18 protein-coding genes are annotated in these 18,687 nt (G+C 59.9%); 13 read left to right on the top strand and 5 right to left on the bottom strand.

Features of this window, described 5'->3' with window-relative positions:
• Positions 1 to 188: 188 nt before the first annotated feature.
• A complete protein-coding gene (locus V6657_RS20965) occupies positions 189 to 2,264 on the bottom strand; it encodes an AAA family ATPase (protein WP_048933814.1) in 2,076 nt (691 codons plus the stop codon).
• A 71-nt stretch (positions 2,265 to 2,335) separates the two neighbouring features.
• On the bottom strand, positions 2,336 to 3,298 hold the full coding sequence (locus V6657_RS20960; protein ID WP_048933815.1) for a restriction endonuclease: 963 nt from the start codon (positions 3,296 to 3,298) through the stop codon (positions 2,336 to 2,338).
• Between the two features lie 195 nt (positions 3,299 to 3,493).
• Here V6657_RS20960 and V6657_RS20955 point away from each other — a divergent pair, with 195 nt between their 5' ends.
• The 3 genes from V6657_RS20955 to V6657_RS20945 are packed head-to-tail and all read left to right on the top strand — an operon-like array spanning position 3,494 to position 5,534.
• The gene (locus tag V6657_RS20955; RefSeq protein ID WP_137884664.1) at positions 3,494 to 4,033 is read left to right on the top strand and encodes a YcxB family protein; all 540 of its coding nucleotides are present in this window, start codon (positions 3,494 to 3,496) and stop codon (positions 4,031 to 4,033) included.
• A 33-nt stretch (positions 4,034 to 4,066) separates the two neighbouring features.
• Complete coding sequence (locus tag V6657_RS20950) at positions 4,067 to 4,807, top strand: metallophosphoesterase family protein (RefSeq protein ID WP_048933817.1); 741 nt, start codon at positions 4,067 to 4,069, stop codon at positions 4,805 to 4,807.
• A gap of 13 nt (positions 4,808 to 4,820) precedes the next feature.
• Complete coding sequence (locus V6657_RS20945) at positions 4,821 to 5,534, top strand: hypothetical protein (RefSeq protein ID WP_248694617.1); 714 nt, start codon at positions 4,821 to 4,823, stop codon at positions 5,532 to 5,534.
• Positions 5,535 to 5,652: 118 nt separating this feature from the next.
• On the opposite strand, the gene V6657_RS20940 is transcribed toward V6657_RS20945, so the two are convergent.
• Entirely contained in the window at positions 5,653 to 6,327 is a 675-nt protein-coding gene (locus V6657_RS20940) for a hypothetical protein (RefSeq protein WP_048933818.1), read from the bottom strand.
• A gap of 392 nt (positions 6,328 to 6,719) precedes the next feature.
• Between V6657_RS20940 and V6657_RS20935 the strand changes: the two genes are divergently transcribed.
• The 7 genes from V6657_RS20935 (at position 6,720) to kdpA (ending at position 13,049) form a co-directional block, all read left to right on the top strand.
• Positions 6,720 to 7,043 (top strand): hypothetical protein, encoded by a 324-nt coding sequence (locus V6657_RS20935; protein WP_137884663.1) that lies wholly within the window; start codon positions 6,720 to 6,722, stop codon positions 7,041 to 7,043.
• Between the two features lie 30 nt (positions 7,044 to 7,073).
• Positions 7,074 to 8,042, top strand: a complete 969-nt coding sequence (locus tag V6657_RS20930) for a hypothetical protein (protein ID WP_048933820.1) — start codon at positions 7,074 to 7,076, stop codon at positions 8,040 to 8,042.
• A 55-nt stretch (positions 8,043 to 8,097) separates the two neighbouring features.
• Positions 8,098 to 8,922 carry a glycoside hydrolase family 75 protein gene (locus V6657_RS20925; RefSeq protein ID WP_048933821.1) on the top strand — a complete coding sequence of 275 codons (825 nt, stop codon included), beginning with the start codon at positions 8,098 to 8,100 and terminating at the stop codon, positions 8,920 to 8,922.
• Between the two features lie 214 nt (positions 8,923 to 9,136).
• Positions 9,137 to 9,985: a DUF2242 domain-containing protein gene (locus tag V6657_RS20920; RefSeq protein WP_048933822.1), complete on the top strand. Its 849-nt coding sequence runs from the start codon at positions 9,137 to 9,139 to the stop codon at positions 9,983 to 9,985.
• Between the two features lie 576 nt (positions 9,986 to 10,561).
• Positions 10,562 to 10,705, top strand: a complete 144-nt coding sequence (locus V6657_RS20915) for a hypothetical protein (RefSeq protein ID WP_160315293.1) — start codon at positions 10,562 to 10,564, stop codon at positions 10,703 to 10,705.
• Positions 10,706 to 10,815: 110 nt separating this feature from the next.
• Positions 10,816 to 11,187 carry a DUF6697 family protein gene (locus V6657_RS20910; protein ID WP_048933823.1) on the top strand — a complete coding sequence of 124 codons (372 nt, stop codon included), beginning with the start codon at positions 10,816 to 10,818 and terminating at the stop codon, positions 11,185 to 11,187.
• Positions 11,188 to 11,312: 125 nt separating this feature from the next.
• A complete protein-coding gene (gene kdpA, locus V6657_RS20905; RefSeq protein WP_048933824.1) occupies positions 11,313 to 13,049 on the top strand; it encodes a potassium-transporting ATPase subunit KdpA in 1,737 nt (578 codons plus the stop codon).
• An 18-nt stretch (positions 13,050 to 13,067) separates the two neighbouring features.
• Here kdpA and V6657_RS20900 read toward each other — a convergent pair whose 3' ends face one another.
• Positions 13,068 to 13,499 carry a hypothetical protein gene (locus tag V6657_RS20900; protein ID WP_048933825.1) on the bottom strand — a complete coding sequence of 144 codons (432 nt, stop codon included), beginning with the start codon at positions 13,497 to 13,499 and terminating at the stop codon, positions 13,068 to 13,070.
• A 233-nt stretch (positions 13,500 to 13,732) separates the two neighbouring features.
• On the opposite strand from V6657_RS20900, the gene V6657_RS20895 reads away from it, so the two are divergent.
• On the top strand, positions 13,733 to 14,302 hold the full coding sequence (locus tag V6657_RS20895) for an isochorismatase family cysteine hydrolase (protein ID WP_048933826.1): 570 nt from the start codon (positions 13,733 to 13,735) through the stop codon (positions 14,300 to 14,302).
• Positions 14,303 to 14,327: 25 nt separating this feature from the next.
• Here V6657_RS20895 and prpR read toward each other — a convergent pair whose 3' ends face one another.
• Complete coding sequence (gene prpR, locus V6657_RS20890; RefSeq protein WP_048933827.1) at positions 14,328 to 16,280, bottom strand: propionate catabolism operon regulatory protein PrpR; 1,953 nt, start codon at positions 16,278 to 16,280, stop codon at positions 14,328 to 14,330.
• Positions 16,281 to 16,474: 194 nt separating this feature from the next.
• Between prpR and prpB the strand changes: the two genes are divergently transcribed.
• The gene (gene prpB / locus V6657_RS20885; protein WP_048933828.1) at positions 16,475 to 17,371 is read left to right on the top strand and encodes a methylisocitrate lyase; all 897 of its coding nucleotides are present in this window, start codon (positions 16,475 to 16,477) and stop codon (positions 17,369 to 17,371) included.
• Positions 17,372 to 17,406: 35 nt separating this feature from the next.
• On the top strand, positions 17,407 to 18,576 hold the full coding sequence (gene prpC / locus V6657_RS20880) for a 2-methylcitrate synthase (RefSeq protein WP_048933829.1): 1,170 nt from the start codon (positions 17,407 to 17,409) through the stop codon (positions 18,574 to 18,576).
• The last annotated feature ends 111 nt before the right edge of the window (positions 18,577 to 18,687 follow it).

Here is an 18,687-nt window from a genome sequence, read left to right as displayed (position 1 = left end):
GGGATATTTCCGGTTCGGGATTGCAGTCCCGGCAGCGCTTGTTTGCGCAGCGGAGGGATTTTAGCAATTGACAAAGCAATATGGCAAGTCAATAGCCACGGCAGAAAGCGACGAATATTTTATGTTTTTAATAAACATCCCTATTTCTAATAAGCCACAGTGTCAGAAAAAGAGAATCACAAACCATCTTACGCCCTCCCCTCCGCATCCGCCTTCGATAACAAATCAGTAATTAAACCACCCATCGTCCTCCAATTTTCCGATGGCTTCAGCCTCATCTCCGTAATAACGCGACTCTTGAATTTTTTTGGCCCACTTTTCGGCTGAACTTTTTGGCAAAGGTCACTGAATAATCGCTTACCGTCGCATTCTGTCACCCACTTCAAATTCCATTCCGCCCGCAGACGCTCGCGCATCTCATTACACTGATGCACAAAATTATCCTTCCAAACATCCCTTTCGATATCAAGGAACTGTTGTTTTATATCGAGCAAACGAGCAGCCAACGTGTCAGCAATAGCTGCTATTTCTTTTCCTTGGATTTCGTTAGCACGCACGCCTGGGTCAATATAGCGATACCCAAGGTACACCTGCTTGGCGACAAGATCATCGATTTGCGCCAGCGCTAGATCCTTAAGTGTTTTCTGCACTTCACCTACGCTCGTGAGCGGACTCTTTACAACATCCCCATTCATTAATAAATCGGCCAGCACATCAAAATCTAGCAGGTAGTTTTCCAAGCACCGGCGCTCCCACTGCAAGACTTTGACAAATCTCGAACTACGCAATCCGGTGGGCATCTCGTCGCGATCAAATATAAAATATCGCGGCGCTAGATTCATCCCATTTCTCTCTGCGCTCTGAAGTTGATTAATTTCTTTTTCGACCTCTCTGCGTCCCCCAAGGTCCTTAATCTTGTATCTTCGCAAGATTGACGAGAACCCTGCCTCCAATACGGCACTATCGTCGACCCCCTCGACAAAAACCGTACCCTGGTAAAGCAACCCTTCACTCTCAGAAGTCCCCAATCGACGAAGAGCCTCTGCGATAACGGAATGATCTTGGCGCCTTACTTTTGTCAGCATTGATTCAGATTCCAAATGATATAAAGAGCACTCGTCACTATCAAAGGCACCAGCAAGTATTTCAGGTGAATGGGAGCATACAAATACCTGCAAATTCTTCCTTACAGCATAAGCATCAACAAGAAAAGACAATAGATCCTTACATACCGCCGGATTGAGATGGAGCTCGGGCTCATCAAGCAATATCAGACCGTCCTGGGCCACCGACCGCTCAATGAGTAGAAAGGTAAGAATCAATCCCTTCTCCCCACTACTCATCCCATCAATCTCAAACGTTCGCCCCGTCTCCGTGTCTTCCACAATAATTGAAAGCAGACCGATATGATTCAACCCAAAGCCACTCAATTTCCGGCCTTTAAGTATTCCAGAAAATATTCGCTCAAACTCTTCAACTAATTTACCGCGACCATCATTGCTCATCAACATTGCAGTAAATATGGTATTTTTTAGACGAGCATATTTTGTTTGAGGCTGTGAAAAGTGCGACTCCAATTGGGCCTGTGCGTCGGCGGCACCAAGTTGAACTGGTTGCTCCCCTTGAGGAAGCGCTCGATCTGCTGGGAAATAGCTAAAACTAGCAAGCCCAGGGGGGTGCCTTTGGTCCAACATAGCCAGTAAAGCTGGCCAAACTGAATTATCAGTCGCCTGCACGCCAGCTTCTGCTGAGACCATTAATTCAATCCTGCACTGATTATTCTCATTTTTCAGTTGAGATATCGCCCCCTCTACTTCTACGCGAGTTGACTCCAGCGCTGCAGTCCCTTGTGGGGTACTAAGGAAGCCTACCAACGTTATCTGATTTGCAAAGGCTTGCCCCATGCGAACTTGGACGATCCCTCTACAAACTTGTTGAACCGAAGCCTCCAACCAAGCTATTTCATTAGCACTCAGCTCGAACCGCACCGCAATGACGACAGGATTGCCCTGATTCCTAGCGAGCGCGGAAATAGTAAGTTGCTGTGGCAAATGGGGAGACGCGGCACCGATTGCAAAAAGCGCCTGCATACTCTCATTCTGAGTCCGAGGACTAAGCAAAGCCTTTACAAGGCGAATGGCCTCCAACACCGTTGTTTTACCAATCGCGTTAGGGCCAACAATCACGTTTACACGATTATCAAAATCAACCTCGATATCCTCTAGCGCTCTGAAGTTCTTTACCCTAAGAGACTTAATATGCATCGATTCCTCGCGGTTAATTGATTTTCAGAATTTTTAAAATGACGCTGAATTTATGTCTGCAAGGACTGCAACTAAGTTTGCCGCCCCATCTGCAACGTATACCGACACCCCTTCCAATAATTAGCACACCCCCAAAAAGCCCCACTCTTCCCATTCCGCGCCACCAGCTTCATCCCACAAGCCGGGCACGAAGGCGTCCGGTAATCCCCCTCAAACACCTTCGCCAGCAGAGCGGTCTGCTTCTCCGGATCGAGCGCACGAATACGCTCAAGAATCGCCGGCCCATCCAATAACTGGATGCCAGCGCTCTCCGAAAACTCCTGCACCGGATTCCCGACATAGCCGGACAAAGACCAGAACACGCCCCGCTTGACCTTGTGCGCCAGCATCGAGCCACCCAGCGCCCGCACCTGCTCCACCTTCACGGGCTTGGACCACGCTTTGCACTGGACCACCGCCACGGGCGCATCCTGGCCGGCCTTGTACAGCGTGGCGTCGATGCCGCCATCCGGGCCGTGCGGCACCGTCTTCACCGTGAACCCCATGTGTTCGTAGTACTGCACGCACAGCAGCTCGAACCGCTTCCACTCAAGCGACTTGATGGCTTCCAAGGTCCAGCTCTGGGGTGCGGCGGCTTCTGTCTGCATGGGTGCTGGCTGGGGCGTGGCGGTGTCGCGCGTAGCGTTGGGAGCATCACCACCCACTGTTTGGCGTGCGGGCTGGGATGGCGCTTTCACCGGTCGGGGTCGCATGGCCGGTTCGCTGCGTGCGGGGTCGAGCCGGGCATCGGCCTGCTGGCGACGCTCCTGCAAATACGACAACACGGCAAAGAAGGCGAGCAGCAGCGCGGGCACCCACGCCAGCCCGCGAATCATCATCACGACGATGCCCAGAAACGGATTGGCCGCAAACGCCGCCGGGAGGATGTTGTGGAAGATCAGATAGCTGGCCGCAGAGCCAATCGCCAGCATCCACCACGGCAGTGCCAGCAGCACGTCGCTCGTGGAGGGTTGTTTCTTTCTCCTGCGCCCCATTTGCCTGACCCTTGTGAAGGTTTTCTTTCTTGGGAACCGCCTTTTAGATCATTAGGATTAGGCGGTTTTTTATAATCCGAACAAGGTAATCGCACTCGGATTTTGTCGGCAAATAGCATAGCCCACGCTTTGGGGTTGAGAAGCCCTCTGCGGTGGGGATTTCGGACGGTACGTTAATAAAACTAAGCGCTACAGGTGCTGACTGACGCAAAAGCACTCAGGTACGATGCGGCACCGTATTCGTACATCGCCATGCCGCACCCATTCCAGACAACAGAACAAGAGGTGATTGCCGGATACCGGCTTCACTACACCATGAGCCGCGCAAAGGCCGCGTGGTTGGCCGCCGCGTTTGTATTGGGGGTCGCGGCCTATATCGCGACAGGAAGCCCGTACGCGGCTGGTTTGGCGGGGGGCTCGGTGGGCGTGGCGGTGCTCCACGTCGTGGTCCGCTACCTGCTCATTCCAAATCGAGGCCGGCGCATCTATCGCCAACAGAAGAACCTTCAGCGCGAATATCAGTTCTCATGGGATGACCAGGGCGTCAGCGTCCATGCCGAGGGTTATCTGGAGAACCTGCGCTGGGCTGACATCACCAAGGCCAAAGAGAATGAGGCGATGGTGCTGCTGTATCGGTCTGACTACAACTTCAGCCTGTTCCCCCGGCGCCGCTTTTCTAGTGCGGAGGAGTACGCGCAATTCCGCTCGCATCTCGTGCCCCGGCTTCTCGGGTAATGCCGAGGCAAACCCCACTCTCCAAGAATCCCCATGAGAATCGCCGCCCTCTCTGATATTCACGGCAACCTCGCCGCGCTGGACGCCGTGCTGGAAGACATTCAAAGTCAGGGGGTCGATCTGATCGTGAACCTTGGCGATATTGCGTCCGGCCCGCTGCAGCCGAGCGAGACGGTCGACCGGTTGATGGCACTGAACCTGCCGACCATTCGCGGCAATCATGAAAGGCAGCTTCTTGCGGGCGATCCATCACGCATGGGCGCGTCAGATCAGTACGCGTTTGCGGAGTTGCGACCAGACCAGCTCGCGTGGTTTGCCAGCCTGCCGGCGCATCAGTACATCAGCGAAGACGTACTGCTCGTCCACGGGTCCGTTGAGAGCGACGTGACCTACTTTGTGGAAACGCTTGAGGAAGACGGCTGTCGCGCAGCCACGCACGACGAGGTGCTTTCACGCGCCGGCAATGCCAACGCCAAGCTCGTGCTGTGTGGCCACACCCATCTGCCCCGCGCAGTGAAGCTGGTCGACGGCCGCCTCATCGTCAACCCGGGCAGCGTCGGGCTGCAGGCCTATAGCGACGTGCATCCCGTCGCTCACCACATTGAGGCTGGCAGCCCGCATGCACGCTACGCCATCGTGACCGGGCATGGCGATGATTGGGCCATCGAGTTTCGCGCGATCGAATACGCATGGGACCACGCAGCGGTGCTTGCAGAGCAGCGCGGGCGGCCGGACTGGGCCGTGGCGTTGCGCACAGGCAGGGCGAAGGTTTAGGGGGCTGTGTGTCATGACGCAATCGCCTGACATCGTCACGCTGTTGGAGCAGCCCTATCGGCATGACTTGCCCGCCGCACAGGTTCGGGCCGCGCTGCTGACCGCGCTCGCGTGGCCGACGTCTTATTGGCCAGACTTGGCGGTGGGGTGGATCGAGCACGGGGCGCCTGTCGACATGGAAGTACAAATTGCGCTCGCCCAAGTGGCAATGAACAGCCACTTCCCGCAGCGCTTGCGGCACAGGGCATTCGCCCTCACGCGCAAACGCAAAAAATCCGCCGCCACAGGCGCAAACGTGATGACGTGCCAGTTGTCCGTTGAGGGCTCAGCCCTCTGGGCCGGCATGGCGGATATCGAGCTGATCACGCCAGACGGCCGCCACCAGATCTATCTGGGCTTTGAAGGTGAGCCGCCACACGGCGATTCCTATCACTCGATCTGGATCAACAACGTTCAGGCGCCCGGGTATGCGTGGGGGTGCCTGTTTGCGTGCACGCCGGACTCACGCTTTTTGGCGATGAGCTGGATGGAAAAGCTGTTTGAGCGGAAGACGGCGGTGTTTGATCTGGAGGAGCGGCGGTATTTCGTGCTGCCGCTCTATCTGTATAGCTTTCGGTTTCGTTGGCCGCGCCTGGAGAGTACGACGGTTGAGTCTGACGGGCGTTGGTATGCGTTTGATGGCTCAGAAGTTTGGCGGGCTTGGGACTTGCCGGCTGAATCCGAATGACGCATCACACGTATTCCCAACCCTACCCAGACCCACCCGCAACCCGGCCTGATATGGGCAATTGATGCCGAGTGCGAGTGGCCCAAGAAGCCACACCCACTCAAGGCACGACCATGTTTTATGGGTGGAACCGTTGCGCCTTCTTCTTTGAAGGCGTCTTGAACTCCGTCTTCGGAATCTGATTCAAGAACGGCGTGCACGTGTCGTAGATAGCCATGCGTCGACGGACACCAAACACCCCCGGGTTGATATGAACCTGGGCGCCTTCGTGGTGTGGCTCCCAGTACAGCACAGGCTTGGGCACCGGCGGCTCCGCCGGGTTAAATACAAAGATGGCATTGCTTCTCTGTACTCTCTTTCCGTTCATCTGAACGTAGTGAATGTGGTAGCCGAATTGATGGTCCTCTCTATCCAACCCGAAACCCTTGTCGCCGGGAATGGCCACCAGGTAGCGGTAGAGAGATGGGTATGTTTCCTCGCTGACGATGTGTTCCCGAAAACGTAGCTCGGCATTGAAGTCGAGCCCAAAGCGCAGGTTCTCGAGGCGATCCAGGTAGAAGCCGGAGAGTGTCCGTTGCAACCGACTGTAGTGGATGTTTGGATTTGGCTCTTCCCCAAATCTTTCCAGAAGGGTCGCAGCCTGCTCTTCAGCTTGGACAAGCAGGTTTTCCGCTTCGTGCCCCAAGAAAATCATCTCACCTTCGTGGAACTCCCACCGCGCTTGTGCACGGTCGATACTGAGCACGTCAAGCATGTACTTGAAGTCAGCCCAGTTGATTTCCAGATAGACCATTCAACACCCCCGATATCCACAGGTTCTTTGGAATTCCACGGCGCGATCCGCTTCCCTTGCACTCGCCGCCTCTGAATTCATTCCTTTGAACTAATCGCTTCCTCATAGTCCGAATGAGGTAGCCACGGCGATTTTTCCGGTAGAAAGAATAATCGATAAATCGGCGCTGGAAAGTCCCAAGCAGTGGGGGTTTCCTAAGGGTGCCGGATTACCCCTCAAGAGGGAGGCGGCACGTACTGGCAGCATTCATACTCGTGCAGTAGGATGCCCTCTCATTCAAGACAACATAAAGCGCGGCGCGATCGATATTCCGCGCTGCAATACCATCAAATCGTTACCTCACCGTCATCCGTATGTCTTTGCGAATACCAATATTTTCGCTGGGTGCGTTGGTGAGTTTGGCCTTTTCTGGCTGCACGGTGGTGCAGGTAACGGGGCCATCGCAAACATCGGTTTCATATCACGCGGGCGCGGTTCGCATTCTTTCCGGCGATGAAAACGGCACGCTGGTGGTCAAGACGCTGGGGGTCGGCGTGATTCCGCTGCAAGACGGCGTCGCCATCGGCCTGGCGAAGGAAGAGCGGGTCGTCATGGCAGCTCAGGCACCGTGCAAGGTCTTGCTGGTCATCCGAAACCAAGCTGACCTGCAGCAGGCAAAAGAACTACTAGAAACCATCTCTGTGGCGCGCAAAAGCACCTGCACCGCAGATCTATAAGCCAGCAAGAGAAGTCAGGGGGAGGGGGTCATGTACGCAAAAACCGCAATGGCGACGGCCATCATCTGCGCGCTGTCCGGATGCACGGCGCTGCCGCAGTCAGCACTGATCTACTCATCGCGCAGCACGGTGGGGGTCTCGTTGACGTCGAATCCTGCAAGCTCTTCGGGTATTACGCTCAGCGCGGGCGTTGACATCATGGATGCGGCGTACGTTCCGGTTGCCGTTACATCCAAAGCGCGCGAAGGCGGCTCGACTGAGCAGCAGGTGACCCTGATCAAAGGTAACTACGGCTCGTCGGACGGAAAGAAGGACCCGGAGAAACTAACCAGGGATAACAAGCAGAAAATCGAAGACTACGTCAGGGCACTAAACAGGGTAACAACGCTCTCTTTGCAAGCGGACGCCCTGAGCAAGGTACAGAAAGACATTGATAGCTTGCGCGCCACGCATAACGACGCCGTAAGCAAGCTCAGCGCCTTGACTGGAACGACCACAGCGTCGCAAACAGATTTGGATAACGCCCGCAGTGCAGAGAAGACCGCTAACAATGCATTGAACGATAAAACCCAGCAGTACCCGAGTCTTGAAGCCAACCTGAAATTTGCGACTGACAAGCTTCAGGAGGCAAAGGCCAACGCTAACGAAAAGCTAACAGCCGCAGCCGAAGCCGCGGGCTTGCTACAGCAGGACAAATCAGACGCGTACTCCGTCTATGGCCGGTTTGACGGAAACGTGTCCAGCGGGACTGCAGTAGCCGCCCCTGCTGATGGGAAACCGGTGCCATCGGCATCCGTTGCCTTGTTGGCAGGCAAGATTTTCTCGACAGGCGTTGCGTCGCAGAACCTGACAGAGGCCGCAAAAATCGAAGCAACGACGCGCAGCTTTACGGAGTGCATTGCCACCGCCAGTACGGCAGCGGCTGGACTGAGCGATCAGGACACGTACAAAAGGAATCTGCTCGATACCTGCATGAGACTCAGAGCGTTGGCCAACTAACTTCCCTCGATCGCTCACTCGCAGCAGCCAACACGCCAGTACAACAGGAGCAACCGTGAACAGGACCCGACTCAGCCATCCGGCGCTGTACTGCGCCCTCTCCGTCGCCTTCACATTGTTGGGCACGTCCAACGTGGCGCAGGCCCAGACTTGTCAGGAGATTGCACGCGGCGTCGCAGCCCTTGGCCTGTCAGCAGGCAAGGAAGTCCCCATCCGGCCCGGTAGCAAGGTGACATTCCGCGCGGCGTTCACAGAGTGCGACAACACGAACACGTTCGACGGCAAGCCGGTCCCACCCAAACAAGCCTGCCGTGACGACAAGAACCGCGTGGAGCGCCTCCTTGTGCTGCCCGACCAGACGCTGATCGTCACAGCCAAGGCCGGCGTTGACGCTGATGGCTCGACGCTCTCCCAGAAGCGGCTTGGCACCTCAGCCCCCCAAACCAGCTTCCATGTGCAGGGGAAGAGCCTGGATGCGGAAACGATGCCCTACATCGTGATGCCCGGAGCGAAGCATGGCCCGCATCTGAATGAGCAGACGGGGATTCAGGGCGGAGACTTAGCCATCGTCATCAACGGGGAGCACTGCTCATTCGCCATTGTTGGAGACATGGGCTCGTACAACCGCTTTGGTGAAATCTCGATGGCCGCGCATGACGATCTCGACCACCCACAGTGTCGGGGCACGGAGAAGCCCTGCACAGCCTTGAAGGGCAGGGGTGGTGATGGCGAGAGCATCGAAAGCGGGGTCACGTACGTCATCTTTCCGAAGACGACATTCAAAGGCTTGACCGCCGACAACTTCCGCGCGCAGGTCAAGCAGCGCGGGCAAGCGCGGGTCCGCAAGCTCCTGGTGGACTACGGAACACCCAAGCAATAGCGCTTCAGAACAAAGCTGGATTGGACTGCGGCTACAGCATGTGGCGGCAACGGTTCATGGGTACCGGCCCCATCAGCGCCGGTCGCGCGGCGCCCCCAGCCACCCAACAAACTTATAATGACGCCCGGCCACGCAAACCCACGTGGCCGCCAGCCAGCGTCGCGCACAAAACTTGCACCGCACATCGCCAGGCCTTGCCCTTTTGACCCACACCATGCCCTACCGCTTCCGCCTGTTGTCCGCCTCGTGTGCCGTTGCCGCCCTGTTGTCGGCATGCAGCTCTGCGCCCACGCCGCTCTATCAGCAAGAGCAGTTTGATGCGGCGGCCAGCCCGTACTCGCGCACGTTCCACGCCAAGGCGGATGCCACGTGTGAAGCCGCGCGCCGTGCACTGCTGAGCCAGGGGTATGTGTCGACATCACCGCGTGCAGACACCATCGACGGCAGCAAGAATTTCCAGCCGAGCAATGACTCGCACGTGGTGATTGCCTTCCACGTGGTGTGTGCAGATGCCAATGCAGACGGCACGTCCAGCACGGCGTATGTGAACGCGGTGCAAGACCGCTACTCGCTCAAGAAGACGAGCACGTCGGCCAGCGTGGGGTTGAGCATCCTGGGCTCGGTGTCGCTGCCGATCGGCTCGGGTGACGATTCGATGGTGAAGGTGGCCAGCGAGACGATTCCGGCCGGTGTGTTTTACGAGCGCTATTTCAACCTGGTTGATCACTTCCTGAAGATTGACCCAGTGCGCCGTGACCGCGCGGCAGTGAAGGCGGCGGAAGCGGCCGAGAAGGAGCATGTGGCCCCATTGCCCGAGCCCGCCCCCACGGCGCAAGGCGAGCCGATGAAGATGACCACGCCCGTGGTGCCGACACCGCCCGCCCCGCCTGTGCCGGTGGCGCCGCCTGCTGCGACACCTGCACCCGCAGCTACGGTGCCCGCGCCGGAGGTCAAAGCGCATGCTGAATCCGCACCGGCTTCGGCGCCTGCGGCAACCACGCCACCGACGATGCCGACGCCGGCACCTGCTTCCGCCCCTGCAGCCACAGGCGGCGCGAACTGAGCGTACGGCATGCCGAATTTACGCAATCTTTACTTGCTGCGTGCCATACTGCCCGCACTTTGATTGCAGGCCCGTTCAACCCGACAGCCCTGGCAGAAGCGCCATGAACCGAGTGCTCATCCACGTTGCAGTTGTTCCGACAGCCGTTGCCGACCTGCGGGTCAAGGCACTGGCGGAACGCGCTCGTGCGCGTGCTGGCATCGCTGGAATTGGGCGCAGTGTCGTGGTTCCGCCCAAGCCGTGCCGATCGCACACAAACCATCCGCGGAGTCGTCCTTGGGGACCTTCACAACGCGCACGGAATGCGTCCATGCGCTAGATCGAAAGCTCGATCCAACCCTCAAGCCCGGTGATCCGCTCAGGATGCCGGGCTTTTGTTTTGGGTGGTTGATAAACGCGGCAAGACACGACAGCCCGCTCAGCAATCAAGAACAGAAACACAGCCGGAGGTAACGCTATGCCCGCAGACGACAGTCGACCTCGACCTTACCAAGCAGACCTTCGCTAATTCGTCTCCGGCGCAGTCCAGGCATTGATCGGCCTCGGCGCTCTGGAGACCGCTCCAGGAGCCGCGCCATGTTGTTCGCACTACTCGTCGCACAGGATCGCCACCACGATGACGATCACACCCCCATCGTCCAGACAGCGGCAACGCACTCGCAGCTAAGCCTGTGGCAACGGCTGATGCACCGCTTTAGCCGGCGCGCCTCGCACGGCTGAGCGCTCTCACTGCCAGTCTGATCCGTCATTCCCTATACAGCCCTGGCCGCCCGTGCGGCCCGGCAGGGCCCGTTTTTTCTTTTTTTTTTCAGTGATGCAAGGAGCGTCCCATGTTTGAGCAAGGCAAGGAGTACACCCGCGAAGACATCCATGTCTTCTGCGGTGGCAACAAGCAATCGCATTTGCCAACCAAGAACGGCAAAGTCGTGGCCGCATGCCTGCGCCCCGATCTGAACCCGCAGGCCCCTGATGTGATCATCTGCAATAGCGGGGCCGCAGCCCGCGCTGCAGGCCGGACGCTGGCGCACCAGGCGGAGGCGATTCCTGTGTTTATCGAATTGACGACGGACCGGCTGCGCTACGTTGGTCAGTACAAGGTTGCGGAATCGCTGACGACGCCGCTGGATTGCGCACCGTACGCACGGGGCACGAGCTTCACCAGCGGACAAGTGTCTCGCGTGCTGAAGATGCAGCGTTGCTGAGCGCTGTCGCAATGGGGTCTCTTGCGTGAGACCCCCTCAGGCCTGGAAGATGTCTTGACGCCATTTTTACGGTGGGTCGCGCAAATTTGCCGCCGTCTTTGTGCGCCGAGTGCTGCAATACAGGCATGCAAGCCTTCATACCACCACCGCACCTGCTGCTGTACGCGCTGTTTCTGGGCATCGTCACGCTGCTGGTCAAACCAGTCGGCCGCTATCTTGTCTGCGTGTTCAACGGCCAGCCCACTTGGCTGGATCGAGGCTTGCGCCCCGTGGAGCGCGCCATCTACCGCATCGCCGGCGTGAATCCACAGCAGGAGATGGGTTGGCAAGCGTACGCCACGGCCTTTGTGCTCCTCAGCCTGCTCGGCACCCTGTTCATCTACGGCCTGCTCCTGCTACAACCGCTGCTGCAGCCGGGCGACCCCAACTACTACCCCGGCCCGTTGAGCCACCTGCTGGCCATCAACACGGCCGTCAGCTTTGCCACCACCACCACTTGGCAGGCCTACAGCGGTGAAGCCGCGCTCAGTTATCTGAGCCAATCCCTGGCGCTGACATCGCAGAACTTTCTTGCCGGTGCTGCCGGCCTGGCTGTGGGCTTTGCATTCATCCGGGCCTTCGGCCGGTCGCACAGCCGCACCATCGGCAACTTCTGGGTGGATGTCACGCGCGCAACGCTGTGGGTGCTGCTGCCCATCTCCGTGATGGGTGCGCTGCTATTGATCGCACTGGGCGTGCCGCAAAACTGGAGCCCCTACACGGTGGCACGCACCCTTGAGGGCGCCAACCAACTGTTACCACAAGGCCCGGTGGCCACGCTGGAGTTCATCAAGAACCTGGGCACCAACGGCGGCGGCTACTTTGGTGCCAACGGTGCGCACCCGTATGCCAACCCAACGGTGCTGACCAACTTCATCGGCATGCTGGCCATTGCCGTGATTCCCGCCGCGATGACGTATGCCTTTGGCAGCATGGCACGACGCCGTGCACACGGGTGGATGCTGTACACGGTCATGGCGGCATTGTTTGCCGTGGGGCTGTGCGTGTACGACCATGCCGAGCAAATGGGCAGTCCGCAGTTGGCCGCACAGGGTATCGACCTGCGTGCTGGCGCAGATCAGGCTGGCGGTAACATGGAGGGCAAAGAAACGCGCTTCGGCATTGCCTCTTCAACCTTGGCGGCCATCGCCACCTCCAATGGCGCAACCGGCTCGCAAAACCAATCCATCGACAGCAACACGCCGCTGGGTAGTGCGGTGCTTCTGGTGAACATGCTGCTGGGTGAGGCCATCTTTGGCGGGTTGGGGACTGGCCTGTACAGCATGGTGCTAACCGCGCTGTTGGCGGTGTTTGTGACCGGGCTGATGATCGGCCGCACACCGGAGTACCTGGGCAAGACGGTCGGGCCCAGAGAGGTGAAGCTGGTCGGGCTCTATATCGTGATCGGCCCGGTGGTGATCCTGGCACTGACAGCCCTGGCGGTGGTTACGAGCGCGGGCACAGCGGCCTTGAGCACCAACCACGGCGCCCATGGCTTTACGACCATTCTGTTTGCCTATGCTTCGTGCTTTGCAAATAACGGGCAGACGTTTGGCGGGTTGAGCGCAGACGCGCCGTTCTATCACGTGACCACCCTCATCGCCATGTTGGCGGGGCGCTTTGGGTTGGCCATTCCGGCGCTGGCGTTGGCCGGTCGCTTTGCCAACCAGGGGCGTCGTGCCATCTCGCTAGGCACCTTGCCGACCGATGGCTTGATGTTTGCCATGGCGCTGGTCGGCGCCCTCTTCCTGATCGGTGTGCTGAGCTATCTGCCGGCACTGGCCTTGGGCTCGATTGCCGAGCATCTGCAATTGTGGTCCTGACGCAATCTGCACAGTGAATCACCCACGCATGCGCAGCAGATCGGCGTACGACACGAGTTTCCGTTTTCCGGCGCTCAGCGTCTTGCGCTTTGACGCGGAACGGGCGGGCTTGCTGCGCTCGAACTTGGCAGCGGCGCGGGCGTCTTCCTTGGCATGAATGCTTGCCGTCTTGGCTTCTGCCTTCAGGCGATCGGCTTCCAGCTTGGCAGCCACGCGTTCTTCTCGGGCAACATCCTGCGCAGCTGACAGGATCTCGGCCTTGAGTTGTGCGCGCCGTTGCTTGGCCGCCACCCGGGCGGCCTGCAATTGCGCTTTCCTTTGCTTCAGCCAGTCTTTCCGGCTCACCGGCGCGGGTCTGGCCTCTGGCGGCACGCTCAGGCGTAAAGCCCGGCTGACGGCGGCTTTGTCCGTTTGAAGCGTGCGCCGTGCGTCCTGTTTCGCATCACTCACGGTGCGTCACTCTCCTCAACAGCACATTCATGTGGCCCATGCACCCACCGTTGATGCGTGTGCACGGGCAAGACTTCTTAACCGTACCATAGGCCCCCACGTCGCGCTCAGGGGGCGACGATCGGCTGGCTGAATCGACGCAAGACCGCCACGCCTGGTGCCCTGAAGTCCGTATGGGATGGCCGTGATAGAGTCCGCCATCGTCCTCCAACGCCACCCCGCGCAACGAGACCATGCAGACTCCGACACTTGTGCCGTCACAAACCGCGCTGTTGGTCATGCATTACCAGACCGACATCATGGGGTTGTTTCCGTCGGTCGCGCCCACGCTGCTCTCCAACACACGCACGCTGTGCGACGCGGCACGGGCCAAGGGCGTCCACACCTATTTCGCTAAATTCCACTTCAGCCCCGGCTATCCGGAAGTCAGTCCGTTGAACAAGAACGGGCAAGGCGTCAAGCAGCTTGGCCTGTTCGTTCACGACCGGATCTCGCCGGAACTCGGCCAGCAAGCCAACGAACCGCTCATCATCGCGCATCGTGCCAGCGTGTTCTATGGCACCGATCTGCAGGTGCGGCTGTCCGCGCAGGGCGTCAATACCTTGATCATGGTGGGCGTTGCGTCAACGGGCGTGATGCTGTCGTCGATTGCGCATGCGAGCGATGCGGACTTCCGCTTGTTCACCGTCAAGGATTGCTGCTACGACCCGGATCAGGTCGTGCACGATCATCTGTTTGCCACGGCGTTCGAGTCGCGCACCACGGTGCTCTCGTTGGCAGATGCATTGCGTTTGCTGGACTAGTGCAACGATCCTGACGGGTGCCCGACTACCCCGCCTGCAACCGCCGCCATAGCGTCGTCTTGCTGATGCCCAGCGCGGCGCACACGGCGTCGCGGTCTCCGTCATGCGCCGCCAGCGCCGCGCGTATCTCTTCCGCTTCCACACCGCGGCTGCGCTCACGCAGCGTCAACGCGGGCGTCTTGCCGCGTGCGCTGTGGGCAAACACTTCCGGCGCAATCAAGCGCAGCACGTCTTGCGTAATGGTGCCTGCGTCGGCGTCGTCTGCGTGCGCCAGCTCCACCGCAATGCGCTCCACCACGCTCTGCAGCTCACGCACATTGCCGGCCCAAGGGTAGTGCCGTAGCGGCTCGGCAACGTCGGCCAGGACTTGCGCGGCAACTTCGGTATCGGGAATACGCAACAGCAGGCGCGGCTCGCGGCGTGCGGCCTGCACGAGCAACTCGGCGGCCAACGTCATCACGTCTTCAGGGCGTTCGCGCAGCGGCGGCAGCGCGATGCTGAGGATGTTGAGGCGGTAGTAGAGATCGGCGCGGAAGGTGCCGGCCTCTACCGCATTCGTCAGCGCGCGGTGGGTGGCGGCCACCACGCGAATGTCCACGCGCGTAGGTTCGGTGGAGCCCAACCGCACCACTTCACGCTCCTGCAGCACACGCAGCAGGCGGCTTTGCAGCGGCAGCGGCATCTCGCCAATCTCGTCGAGAAACAGCGTGCCGCGGTGCGCGGCTTCGATCAGCCCGGTCTTGCCGCCCTTGCGTGCGCCGGTGAAGGCACCCTCTTCGTAGCCGAACAGTTCGCTCTCCAACAGGGCTTCAGGAAAGGCACCGCAGTTGATGGCGACGAACGGAAAGTCGCGCCGCGCGCTGAGCTGATGCATGCCCTGCGCGACCATCTCTTTGCCGGTGCCGGATTCGCCCAGCACGAGCACGGTGGCGTCCGACTTTGCATAGCGACGCACCAGCGTACGCACGCGCTCGATAGGCGCGGATTCCCCCACCAGATCATCCAGCCGGTAACGCGCGCTGAACTGCTGCGGGCGCTGGCGTGAGCGCAGCGTGCGGTCCAGCCGTTCCACCGCGCGGGATTCCTGGAAGGTGAACACGGTGCCTTCCGAGGCGCCCGCGCCCGTGCTGGCAAGCGGGCCGCGATGGATAACGTAGTTCACGCCGTGCACGGTGCCCAGCGTATCCCCCTCGGTATCGGGCAGCAGGCCCAATAGGTTGGGGGCGATGTTGAGCAGCGGCTGGCCGACCGCCTGCTTGGCGTCGATGTCCAGCGCGGTGGCAAGACGCTGGTTGATCGCCTCCACGCGGCCTTGTGCGTCCAGCGCGACCACGCCATCGCGCAAGTGCTGCAGCAGGTTGTCGAGCCGCTGGCGGCGCGCCGATTCTCGGCGGGTAGCCTGTACGACTTCGAGCGCGGTGTCGAAGGCGGCCCTCACGGAATCACGCGAATACAGGAACACCGCGTTCATGCCTGCCTGCGCGGCTAGGTCCGTCACCAGGCCGGGGCCTACCACGACCCCCACGCCCCGGTCGCGCAAATCCAGCACGCAACTTTCTGCGCCCTGGCGCGAGGTGTACGAGGCAAACACCACGTCCATGCCATACGCAGCGACAAAGCGGCGTACTTCCTCAGGCGTGTCGCCATGGGTGACGAGCGCCACCGACTCCGCATCACGCCGCGCACGGGCCAGTGCGTGCATCACGTCAAAGCCGCTCGGGTTGATGACAACCACGGGCAACGACAGACGCGGCTTCAGATACGCACCGTTGGACCCGCCCGCGACCACCACGTCGGGGCGGTCAGCACCGGCTGCGTCGATCTCACGCACGATGTCTTCAAAGCCGCGCGTGATGACGCGCAGCTCGGCGCGGTCGTTGTACTCGGCAGCAATGTCGAGGAACAGGTCGCTCAGGCGGCTGATACCGCAGGCCCAGATGCGCGGGCGGTCAGCAAGATCAGCGGGGGTGGGGCTCATGGTGCGGTGCAGGGTGCAGAAACGGCGGTCCGGTCATTATGCGCCGCGCATTTCCACTTTGAAATTGGAAATTTCATTTTTGAAATGATGTGCGCGAGGGCGGCAACGTCACTTCCATACAAATCAACGGGTTACATGAGGTGGCGAAGGTGGCCCGCTTCCTGCTGTATGGGGCCAACCTTTTTGGAGCCCACATGAGCACAACCCAACGACACCCCACCAGCGCCGGCGCCAAATTCCGCCAGGCGGTGGCTGAGTCCCAACCGCTGCAGGTGGTGGGCGCCATTACCGCCTACGCCGCCAAGATGGCTGAGCAAACCGGCTTCAAGGCCGTGTATCTGTCGGGCGGCGGCGTGGCCGCCAACTCACTCGGTATTCCGGACCTGGGCATCAGCACGATGGAAGACGTGCTGATCGACGCGCGCCGCATTACCGACGCCGTGCAGGTGCCGCTGATGGTCGACATCGACACCGGCTGGGGTGGCGCCTTCAACATCGCACGCACCGTTCGCTCGTTCATCAAGGCAGGTGTGGCGGCTGTGCACATGGAAGACCAGGTCGGCCAGAAGCGCTGTGGCCACCGCCCTGGCAAGGAGGTCGTGCCCACCGAAGAAATGGTCGACCGCGTGAAGGCCGCCGTGGATGCCCGCACCGATGACGGCTTTGTCATCATGGCCCGCACGGATGCAGCTGCCTCGGAAGGCGTGGATGCCGCCATCGAGCGTGCCGTGGCCTACGTGGAAGCGGGTGCGGACATGATCTTCCCCGAGGCCATGAAGACGCTGGACGACTACCGCCGCTTCAAGGCCGCTGTAAAGGTGCCCATCCTGGCCAACCTGACCGAGTTCGGTAGCACGCCGCTCTTCACCACCGACGAGCTGCGCAGCGCCAATGTCGACATTGCGCTCTACTGCTGCGGCGCCTATCGCGCGATGAACGCCGCCGCGCTCAACTTCTATCAAACCGTGATGCGTGACGGCACCCAAAAGGCCGCCGTGGAGACCATGCAATCGCGCGCCGACCTGTACCAATACCTCGGCTACCACGCGTACGAAGACAAGCTCGACGCACTGTTTGCTGCACAGAAATAACGCCTACACATTCCACGCATCCAAGGAGACCCCTCATGAGCGAAGCCGATAACAGCACCCCGAACGCCGGCGCCTTCAAACCGAAGAAATCCGTGGCCCTGTCGGGCGTGACCGCTGGCAACACCGCACTGTGTACCGTCGGCCGCACCGGCAACGACCTGCACTACCGCGGCTACGACATCCTCGACCTGGCCGGCGCGTGCGAGTTTGAAGAAGTCGCCCACCTGCTGGTGCACGGCAAGCTGCCCAACAAGGCCGAACTGGCGGCCTACAAGGCCAAGCTGAAGGCCCTGCGCGGCCTGCCCGCCAACGTGAAGGCAGCACTGGAATGGGTGCCCGCCTCCGCACACCCGATGGACGTGATGCGCACCGGCGTGTCGGTGCTCGGCACCGTGCTGCCCGAGAAGGACGACCACAACACCCCCGGCGCACGCGACATTGCCGATCGCCTGATGGCGAGCCTCGGCTCGATGCTGCTGTACTGGTACCACTACAGCCACAACGGCAAGCGCATCGAAGTCGAAACGGATGACGACTCCATCGGCGGCCACTTCCTGCACCTGCTGCACGGCGTGGAACCGTCCAAGTCGTGGGTCGATGCGATGCACGTATCGCTCAACCTGTATGCCGAGCACGAGTTCAACGCCTCGACGTTCACCGGCCGCGTGATTGCCGGCACGGGCTCGGACATCTACTCGGCCATCACCGGCGCCATCGGCGCGCTGCGTGGTCCCAAGCACGGCGGCGCCAATGAAGTCGCCTTCGAAATCCAGAAGCGCTACGACACCCCGGACGAAGCCGAGGCCGACATCCGCCGCCGCGTGGAAGCCAAGGAAGTCGTGATCGGCTTCGGCCACCCCGTGTACACCGTGTCCGACCCGCGCAACAAGGTCATCAAGGAAGTCGCGCGCAAGCTGTCGAAGGAAGCGTCCAACACCAAGATGTTCGACATTGCCGAACGTCTGGAAACGGTGATGTGGGACATCAAGAAAATGTTCCCGAACCTCGACTGGTTCAGCGCCGTGTCGTACCACATGATGGGCGTGCCGACCGCGATGTTCACCCCGCTGTTCGTGATTGCGCGTACGACCGGCTGGGCTGCACACATCATCGAGCAACGCATCGACAACAAGATCATCCGCCCGAGCGCCAACTACACCGGCCCGGACGATCTGAAGTTCGTCCCGATCGCCAAGCGCCCGTAAAAAGAGAGAAGAGAAACAAAGAACGTCAACCCAAGCCCACCGACGGTTTGGCCGTTGACGTTCCTGCCCTAGATGGCGCCTTGAATTTTTGTAAGCGAGCGGAAAAAAGAC

The sequence above is a fragment of the Ralstonia sp. RRA genome (assembly GCF_037023145.1).
GTDB lineage: Bacteria > Pseudomonadota > Gammaproteobacteria > Burkholderiales > Burkholderiaceae > Ralstonia.
Note: the sequence above shows the minus strand (reverse complement) of the source record. Positions and strands in the feature narration are given on the sequence as shown.

Coding starts and splice junctions, on each gene's coding strand:
- V6657_RS20965 (WP_048933814.1), bottom strand. CDS start 2,264: ATGCATATTAAGTCTCTTAGGGTAAAGAACTTCAGAGCGCTAGAGGAT.
- V6657_RS20960 (WP_048933815.1), bottom strand. CDS start 3,298: ATGGGGCGCAGGAGAAAGAAACAACCCTCCACGAGCGACGTGCTGCTG.
- V6657_RS20950 (WP_048933817.1), top strand. CDS start 4,067: ATGAGAATCGCCGCCCTCTCTGATATTCACGGCAACCTCGCCGCGCTG.
- V6657_RS20945 (WP_248694617.1), top strand. CDS start 4,821: ATGACGCAATCGCCTGACATCGTCACGCTGTTGGAGCAGCCCTATCGG.
- V6657_RS20940 (WP_048933818.1), bottom strand. CDS start 6,327: ATGGTCTATCTGGAAATCAACTGGGCTGACTTCAAGTACATGCTTGAC.
- V6657_RS20930 (WP_048933820.1), top strand. CDS start 7,074: ATGTACGCAAAAACCGCAATGGCGACGGCCATCATCTGCGCGCTGTCC.
- V6657_RS20920 (WP_048933822.1), top strand. CDS start 9,137: ATGCCCTACCGCTTCCGCCTGTTGTCCGCCTCGTGTGCCGTTGCCGCC.
- V6657_RS20915 (WP_160315293.1), top strand. CDS start 10,562: ATGTTGTTCGCACTACTCGTCGCACAGGATCGCCACCACGATGACGAT.
- V6657_RS20910 (WP_048933823.1), top strand. CDS start 10,816: ATGTTTGAGCAAGGCAAGGAGTACACCCGCGAAGACATCCATGTCTTC.
- kdpA (WP_048933824.1), top strand. CDS start 11,313: ATGCAAGCCTTCATACCACCACCGCACCTGCTGCTGTACGCGCTGTTT.
- V6657_RS20895 (WP_048933826.1), top strand. CDS start 13,733: ATGCAGACTCCGACACTTGTGCCGTCACAAACCGCGCTGTTGGTCATG.
- prpR (WP_048933827.1), bottom strand. CDS start 16,280: ATGAGCCCCACCCCCGCTGATCTTGCTGACCGCCCGCGCATCTGGGCC.
- prpB (WP_048933828.1), top strand. CDS start 16,475: ATGAGCACAACCCAACGACACCCCACCAGCGCCGGCGCCAAATTCCGC.
- prpC (WP_048933829.1), top strand. CDS start 17,407: ATGAGCGAAGCCGATAACAGCACCCCGAACGCCGGCGCCTTCAAACCG.